The sequence below is a fragment of the Lentzea sp. NPDC060358 genome (assembly GCF_042725365.1).
In the GTDB taxonomy this organism is placed as follows: domain Bacteria; phylum Actinomycetota; class Actinomycetes; order Mycobacteriales; family Pseudonocardiaceae; genus Lentzea.
In genome coordinates, this window is sequence record NZ_JBHXCW010000076.1 from 24,486 (window position 1) to 32,325 (window position 7,840).

Annotated in this window: 5 protein-coding genes; 1 reads left to right on the forward strand and 4 read right to left on the reverse strand. The window is 73.1% G+C overall.

The annotated features are described in order from the left end of the window. Position 1: 1 nt before the first annotated feature. From ACFWGZ_RS18260 to ACFWGZ_RS18275, 4 genes are all read right to left on the reverse strand, one after another. On the reverse strand, positions 2 to 1,489 hold the full coding sequence (locus ACFWGZ_RS18260; RefSeq protein WP_382452694.1) for a fatty acid desaturase: 1,488 nt from the start codon (positions 1,487 to 1,489) through the stop codon (positions 2 to 4). Between the two features lie 94 nt (positions 1,490 to 1,583). After that, the gene (locus ACFWGZ_RS18265) at positions 1,584 to 1,871 is read right to left on the reverse strand and encodes a hypothetical protein (protein WP_382452695.1); all 288 of its coding nucleotides are present in this window, start codon (positions 1,869 to 1,871) and stop codon (positions 1,584 to 1,586) included. A gap of 74 nt (positions 1,872 to 1,945) precedes the next feature. Beyond that, a complete protein-coding gene (locus tag ACFWGZ_RS18270; protein ID WP_382452696.1) occupies positions 1,946 to 3,391 on the reverse strand; it encodes a cryptochrome/photolyase family protein in 1,446 nt (481 codons plus the stop codon). Next, positions 3,388 to 4,599: an NAD(P)/FAD-dependent oxidoreductase gene (locus tag ACFWGZ_RS18275; protein ID WP_382452697.1), complete on the reverse strand. Its 1,212-nt coding sequence runs from the start codon at positions 4,597 to 4,599 to the stop codon at positions 3,388 to 3,390. Before ACFWGZ_RS18275 ends, ACFWGZ_RS18270 begins: the two co-directional genes overlap by 4 nt. A gap of 151 nt (positions 4,600 to 4,750) precedes the next feature. Between ACFWGZ_RS18275 and ACFWGZ_RS18280 the strand changes: the two genes are divergently transcribed. After that, complete coding sequence (locus ACFWGZ_RS18280; RefSeq protein ID WP_382452698.1) at positions 4,751 to 7,372, forward strand: SpoIIE family protein phosphatase; 2,622 nt, start codon at positions 4,751 to 4,753, stop codon at positions 7,370 to 7,372. The last annotated feature ends 468 nt before the right edge of the window (positions 7,373 to 7,840 follow it).

A 7,840-nucleotide genomic window follows, 5' to 3' on the forward strand; every position in this document is an offset into this window, starting at 1 on the left:
CCTAGGACGTCACCCGTCCCGGCGCGACGAAGTCGATCTTCTCCCGCACGCCGCAGTCGGGGCAGCACCACGAGTCCGGGATCGCCCGCCAGGGCGTGCCGGCCGGGAAGCCCTCGCGCGGGTCGCCGGTCCTCTCGTCGTAGACGTACCCGCAGCCGGGGCACATCCCGCCCCCGGTGGCATTGCCGGCCGGGTCCCCGGTCTGCGCGTCCCCGGTCTGCGCGTCCCCGGACCCGGTGTCCCCGGACCCGGTGTCCGTTCCGCCGTACCGGGCGAGCACCTCCGCGCGCTTGCCGGGCTGGATGTTCGCGCGGCCGATGTCGCCGCCGTACCGGGCGAGCACCTCCGCGCGCTTGCCGGGCTGGATGTTCGCGCGGCCGATGTCGCCGCCGAAGTGGGCGCGCACCCGCGGGTCCATCACGCGGCGCCACAGCGGCGGGACCAGCGCCAGCAGGATCATCCCGGCGTACCCCGTGGGCAGCACCGGCGACTCGGCGAAGTCGCGCAGCGTCTGGTAGCGCCGGGTCGGGTTGGCGTGGTGGTCGCTGTGCCGCTGCAGGTGGTAGAGCAGGACGTTCGTGGCGATGTTGTTGGAGTTCCAGCTGTGGCTGGGGTCCACCCGCTCGTAGCGGCGGCGGCCCGGCGCGCCGACCCTGCGCCGCAGCATCCCGTAGTGCTCCAGGTAGTTCACGACCTCGAGCAGCGAGAACCCGATCACGGCCTGCACCAGCAGGCACGGCAGGACGCCCGGGCCGAGCCAGACGACCATCGCCGCCCACAGCGCCGCCGACATCAGCCACGCGTTGAGCACGTCGTTGCCGATCCGGTACGGGTGCCGGCCGCGGCGGCCGTACCGCTTGCGCTCGAGCCGCCACGCCGACCGCACCGACCCGGCGACCGTGCGCGGCCAGAACCGGTAGAAGCTCTCCCCCACCCTGCTGCTCGCCGGGTCGTCCGGGGTCGCGACGCGGACGTGGTGGCCGCGGTTGTGCTCGATGTAGAAGTGGCCGTAGAAGCTCTGCGCGAGCGCGATCTTCGACAGCCAGCGCTCGTGGCTCTCCTTCTTGTGCCCCAGCTCGTGCGCCGTGTTGATGCCGATGCCGCCGATGCACCCGATGGACACCGCGAGCCCGATCTTGTCCACGACGGACAGGTCGCCGCGGGCGATCACCCAGAACGCCAGCACGAAGCCGGCGTACTGGACCGGCAGGAACAGGTAGGTGATCCAGCGGTAGTAGCGGTCGTTCTCCAGCCGCTCGATCACGTCGTCCGGCGGGTTGCCGCGATCGAGGCCCGCCACGAGGTCGATCGCCGGGACGACCGCCAGCACCACGATCGGGCCGATCCAGAACCACACGCCCCAGCCCGTGGCGGCGTGCAGCCCGATCGCGAGGAACGCGAGGGACGGCACGACCAGGCCCAGCAGCCACAGGTGGCGCTTGCCGTCCGTCCACTGCTCGGTCGAGCCGGCGGGCACCGTCGCCTTCATGTCGCGCTCCTTCGGGGAGGTTGACAGAAAGGTAGGCGATGTAAAACCGGTTTGACAATAGGCCGGAGTTTGTAAAATCGGGGGCCAGTGGACATCAGACGAGCGAGAGCAACACCCGTTCGCGCCTGCGGTGGGCGACCGCCGTGACGGTGAGGCGCACCCGGCCGGCCACGGCGCCGAGGGCCGCGGTGAGGTCGCGGACGACCTGCTCGCGCGGGCTGCGGTGCCACAGCACGACCTCGGCGTGGATGTCGCCGTCGATCCCGGTCTCGACGCTGTGCACGGCCGGGTGGCACAGCACCGACTGCTCGACGAGCGACAACCGCTCGTCCTCGGTCAGCGTCGTGCGCAACGGGACGACGTGGCGGGTGCAGCGGGACACGGGGGCTCCTCTCGTCGGGCACTGGACAGGACGCACGGAAGAGCCCGCATGTCACGCTCGTTCACCGGATCGGGTCAGAAGACCTCGCGGTCGCGTTCCTGCGCGCGCACCTCGTCGAGGTCGGCGAGGCGTTTCAGGTTCTGCACCGCGCGGCCCATCCGGTGGTTGGCGCGGACCTGCGTCTCGTTGCGGTCCATCCAGGCCCAGTAGCCCGCGGTGAACGGGCACGCCCGCTCGCCCGTGCGCTTCTTCGGGTCGAACCAGCAGCCGCGGCAGTGGTCGGTCATGCGGTTGAGGTAGGCGCCGCCGCTGAGGTACGGCTTGGTCGCGATGACCCCGCCGTCGGCGTGCTGGCTCATGCCGATCACGTTGACCGGCATGACCCACGGGAAGCCGTCCACGAAGGACGTGATGAACCAGTCGTTGAGCGCCGCCGGGTCGTAACCCCGTTGCAGGGCGTGGTTGCCGAGCACCATCAACCGCTGGATGTGGTGCACCCAGCCGTGGTCGCGCACGCCCTCCAGCGCGGTGCGCAGGCACGACGCGCGCACCGTGGCGGGCCGCAGCTCGGCCCACCAGTCCGGCAACGGCGTCGTGGCGCGGAAGTTGTTGCGCTGCACGTACTTCCCGCCGAGGTGCCAGTACAGGTGCCACACGTACTCGCGCCAGCCCAGGATCTGCCGGATGAACCCCTCCGCGCTCGCCAGCGGCACCTCTCCCGCCCGGTAGGCGTCCTCGGCCGCGTAGACGACCTCCAGCGGGTGCAGCAGGCCGTGGTTGAGCGGGACCGACAGCAGCGAGTGCGCCATCGTCCAGTCCTTGGCCAGCACCGCGTCCTCGTGCGGGCCGAAGTGCGGCAACCGGTGGCGGACGAAGGTCTCCAGCGCCCGCAGCGCCTCGGTGCGGGTGATGGCGAAGCGGCGCGGGCCGTCCCTGCCGACCGCGGGCGGGTCCAGCTCGTCGAGGTCGGCGCGGACCTGCGCGTCGATCTCGTCCTCCTCCGGCCACCACGGGTCCGGCACGCCGAGCTTCGCCCTCTTCGGCGGTGGTTCGCGGTTCTCGACGTCGAGGTTCCACCGCCCGCCGGTGGGTGTCGTGCCGTCCATGAGCACGTCGAACCGGGAGCGCTGGAAGTGGTAGAAGTCCTCCATCAGGAACCGCTCGCGGGTGCCGGCCCACGCGGTGAACTCGTCGCGGGACAGCGCGAACGCGGGCGTGGGGAGCACCTCCACGCCGAGCCGTTCGAGCATCCGCCGTGCGGCGAGCGACCCCGGCTGGTGGGCGACGAGCGGGCGGCCGAAGTCGCGGATCGCCTCGCCGTAGGTGTTCGCGCGCACGATCGTGACGCGGTCCGGGAGCTCCCGCGCGAGATGGCGCATGCCGGACAGCACCAGGTGCAGCTTCTGCCGGTGGTAGGGCCTGCGCCGCAGCGCCGCCGCCGATTCGACGAGCAGGATCTCGTCGTGGCCGGTGTAGAAGTGCGGGCCGAGCTGGTCGCCGAACAGCAGCAGCGCGGTCACCGGGCACCGCGCAGGTCGGCGAGCACGGCGTGCGCGGCCCGGCGGCCGGAGTGCAGCGCTCCCTGGATCGAGCTGGTGTCGCGGTGGTCGCCGCACACGTACCGCCGCCCGCCCGCGCGCACGGACCGCTTGAGCCGGTGCGGCGCGTCCATGTTCGGCAGGGCCTGGGGGATGTCGTACCGCCGCAGCACCTCCCAGCGCGCGGTGTCGGTGCCGTACAGGCGGTTCAGGTGGGTGCGGACGTCCCCTTCGGACACCTGCCGCAGGACGGTCGCCTGCACGAGCGGGGCGTGCGGCGAGTAGGGCCGGGAGACCTCGGACATCACGGCGGTGTTGACGACCGGGCCGCCGTTGGCGTCGATCACGAGGCACCCGTCGCGCAGCGGGGAGCGCGGCGGGCGGAAGTACCACGTCGTGACGCCGTTCCACCGCGGCTCGGTCAGGCCCGGCAGCAGCCGCGCCGCCGTCGTGCCGTCCGTCGCCACCACGACCGCGTCGGCGGCGACGCGCTCGCCGCCCTCGAGCTCGACGCCGTCGTCGCGCACGGCCCGCACCGCGGTCTCCAGGCGCACGGTCCCCTCGGGCAGCTTCGCGGCGATCGCCCTGGGCAGCTCGCCCATGCCGAGCGCGGGCACGGCCGCGCCGCCGCGCGCGAAGCTGCGCCACACCAGGTGGAAGAACCGCGACGACGTGCTGAGCTCCCGTTCCAGGAACACGCCGGACAGGAACCGCCGGAACACCGCCTCCACCGCGCGGTCGGTGACGCCGAGCCGCCGCAGCTCGTCGCGCGTCGTGCGGTCCTGTGCGGTGAGCAGCGGCCGGGCGGGGCCGAACGCGTCGCGTGCGGAGAACGCCGCCAGCGCGGCGAGGTCGCGGGCGCCCAGGACGTGCTGGCGCAGCGCCCCGTCCCACGCGGACGACCCGGTGCGCGGGTCGGCGAGCAGGTCGTGGCGCCCGTTGTCGTGCACGAACACCCCGGACCGCAGGGGCCGCAGCGGGAACGGGCCGAGGTCGAGCCGGGCGAGGTCGGGGTAGGCGGGCAGCAGGATCTGGAAGCCCCGGTCGAACCGCACGCCGTCGACGACGTCGGTCCGCACCCTGCCACCGACCTCGTCGCCCGCTTCCAGCACGGTGACCTGCTGTCCGGCCGCCGTCAGCTCCAGCGCCGCGTTCAGGCCCGCCAGTCCCGCTCCCACCACCACGATCACCTGACGACCGTATGGGCCGTTCACCGCCGTCGCACGACGAGCGCTTCCGGATGCGATCGGCAGGCGGGCGCTCGATCGCCGTACGATGCGGTTGGACGTGCGTCAAGAAGTGGCGCCGTGGACTCCACCAACTGACTCGAGGAGCGCCGCGGTGCAGCCAGCGAGTACCGCCCTGGTCGACGACCTGCCGGTCGTCGTCTGGAAGGGCGAGTCGGCTGGCCGCGCGATCACCTTCGTGTCCGCGGCCGTGGAGCGCCTGCTCGGTCACGCCCCGGCCCGCTGGCTCGACGACCCCGGGTTCTGGGCGGAGATCACCCATCCGGACGACCGCGAGGACAGCCAGCGGCTGCGCTGGGGGCCGGACGACTACGAGACCGTGTACCGCGTGCGCACCTCCGCCGGCGACCTGGTGTGGCTGCTGGAGACGACCCGCGTGCGCGGCGCGCTCCGCAGCGGCGTGCTGATCGACGTGACGGCGCAGCACGCGGCCGCGGAACGGCAGCGGTTCCTCGACCTGCTCGACCGCGAGTCGCAGCGGCTCGACGACGCCGAGGACCTGATGGCACTCGTCACGAGGCTGCTCGGTGAGCACCTGGGCGTCGACCGGTGCGCCTACGCGCGCACGGAAGAAGACGAGAACCACTTCGTCATGAGCGGCGACCACGCCACGGGGTTGCCCCCGCTCCCCGGCCGGTTCGCGATGCGGGAGTTCGGCAACGGCGCGTTGACGGCCATGCGCGCCGGCAGGCCGTGGGTGGTCGCCGACTCGTTGAACGACCCTCGGCTCGACGACGAGGACCTCGCCGCCTACCACGTGACCGGTATCCGTGCCGTGATCTGCCTGCCGCTGTTGCGCGGTGGACGGTTCGTCGCCGCGATGGCCGTTCATCAGGCCTCCGTGCGGAACTGGACGCGCGACGAAGTCGACCTCGTCTCCGTCGTGGTGAACCGTTGCTGGGAATCGTTGCAGCGCGCGCATGCGGACCGTGCGTTGCGCGACAGCGAGCAGCTTCACCGTCAGCTCGTGGAACGCGCCACGGACGCGATCTGGATGCTGGACCACGAGCTGCGGTTCGCCTCGGTGAACCCCGCGACCGGCCACCTGCTCGGCTACCGGTCCGACCAGCTGGTCGGCACCCCGATCGCCGACCTGCTCGTGGACGGGCTGCCGGCCGACCTCTCCGCGTCGCCGGTCGTGGCGCTGCGGCACGCCGACGGCTCGGTGATCGCGCTGGAGCTGAGCGTCCAGCCCACCCCGACGGGCCTGCAGGCGATCGGCCGCGACGTCACCGAACGCCAGCGCGCCGACGCCGAACGCGAACTGCTGCTGCAACGCGAGCACGAGATCGCCGCGGCGTTGCAGGAGAGCCTGCTCCCCCGCGAGCTGCCGGTGCTGCCGCGCCTCGCGACCGCCGCCCGCTACCTGCCCGCCGCACAGCACTCGCAGATCGGCGGCGACTGGTACGAGGTGGTCCCGCTGGCCGACGCGCGCGTGGGCCTGACGGTCGGCGACGTCGTGGGCAAGGGCCCGGCCGCCGCCGCGGTGATGGGCCAGCTGCGCAGCGCGCTCACCGGCTACCTGCTCGACGGCCACTCCCCCGCGGAGTCGTTGCGGCGCCTGGACGTCTTCGCGCTGCGGGTGAACGGCGCGGTCGGCAGCACGTGCGCGTGCATCGTCTTCGACCCGGCCCTGGGCGAGCTCTGCTGGGCCTCGGCGGGCCACCCGTCCCCGGTGGTCGTCGACGCGGCGGGGGCCCGCCCGCTGACGGAGAAGATCGGCGCGGTGCTCGGCGCGTCCGGCTCCGCCACCCCGCCCCAGCACTCCACCCACCTGCCGCCGGGCGCGTCCGTCGTCCTCTACACCGACGGCCTGGTGGAACGCCGCGGCGAGGTGCTGGACGAGGGTGTGCACCGCCTGGTCGAGGCCGTGCGGACGGCGTCGCGCCTGGCACCGCCGCTGATGGTGCAGCGCATCGTCGACCGGGTGCTGAGCGACGAGGGCCGGGCCGACGACGTGGCCCTCGTGGTGGCCCGCCACCTGCCCGCCGCGCTGCACCGCCGCCTCCCGGCCGAACCGCACGAACTGTCCGCCCTCCGCCACACCGCCACGACCTGGGCGGACGACGCGGGCCTGTCCGACGACGCGGTCTACGACCTCGAACTGGCCCTGGGCGAAGCCGCCGCGAACGTGGTCGACCACGCCTACCCGACCGGCGGCGGCACCTTCGACACCACGCTGGAGTGGACGGGCAGGGGCGTCCGCGTGACGGTCGCCGACCAGGGCCGCTGGCGCCCGGCCCCGGCCGACAAGGGCGACCGCGGCCGAGGCCTGGCGATGATCAAGGCCCTGAGCGACTCCGCCGACCTGGACGCGACCGCGGAAGGCACCACGATCCGCTTCCACGTGCCGTACGCCTCGGACGCCTCCGAGACCACCGCACCCCGCCCGCACGTAGCGGAACCCGTGGCCGGCCTGGCCGACGGGGGCGACGAGGACGTGCAGATCGTGTTCCTGAGCGGCGAACTCGACATCGCCACCGTCGAGGACGTGCGCGCCGCACTGCTGGGACGCGTCGACGTGGCGGACCCGCGGCCCGTCGAGGTGGACCTGACCGGGCTCGAGTACCTGAGCAGTTCCGGGATCGCGCTGCTGCTGCAGGCGTTGGGGCGGGCCGAGGAGCGGGGGCGGGTGATGTCGGTGGTGGCTTCGGGCGGGTCTGCTCCGGCGCGGATTCTGGACCTGTCGGGGTTGGCGCACACGACCCGGTCGTGAGGTGGGCGGTCCTGGGCGCTGGGGCGTTGAGGGTATCGGGGCTGAGGGTGTTGGGGCTGAGGGGCGTTGGGACGGAAGGCGTTGGGGCTCGGGCGTTGGGGGTGCGGGCTTTGTGGGTAGGGGCGCGGGCTTTGCGGGTGGGAGGGCGACGCTTGGTCTGAGCGCGGCGGCTCGGGGCGAGGGTGGTCGTCGGCGCGATTGCGGCACCTCGCGCCGAGGGCGACGACTCGACGCGAGGGGACGACTCGACGCGAGGGGACGACTCGACGCGAGGGGTGACTCCGCCCGAGGGGTCTCCGCCCGAGGGGGCGATTCAGTCCGAGGGGACGACTCCGCCCGAGCGAGACGACCCAGCCCGCGTGAGACAACTCGACCCGAAGGAACGACTCCGGGCGAGGGGACGGCTCAGCCCGAAGGAACGACTCCGGGCGAGGGGACGGCTCAGCCCGAGGGAACGACTCGGCCCGA

What these genes read in the sequence shown, in the direction of transcription:
- ACFWGZ_RS18260 (WP_382452694.1), bottom strand. Translation starts at nt 1,489, where the DNA reads ATGAAGGCGACGGTGCCCGCCGGCTCGACCGAGCAGTGGACGGACGGC.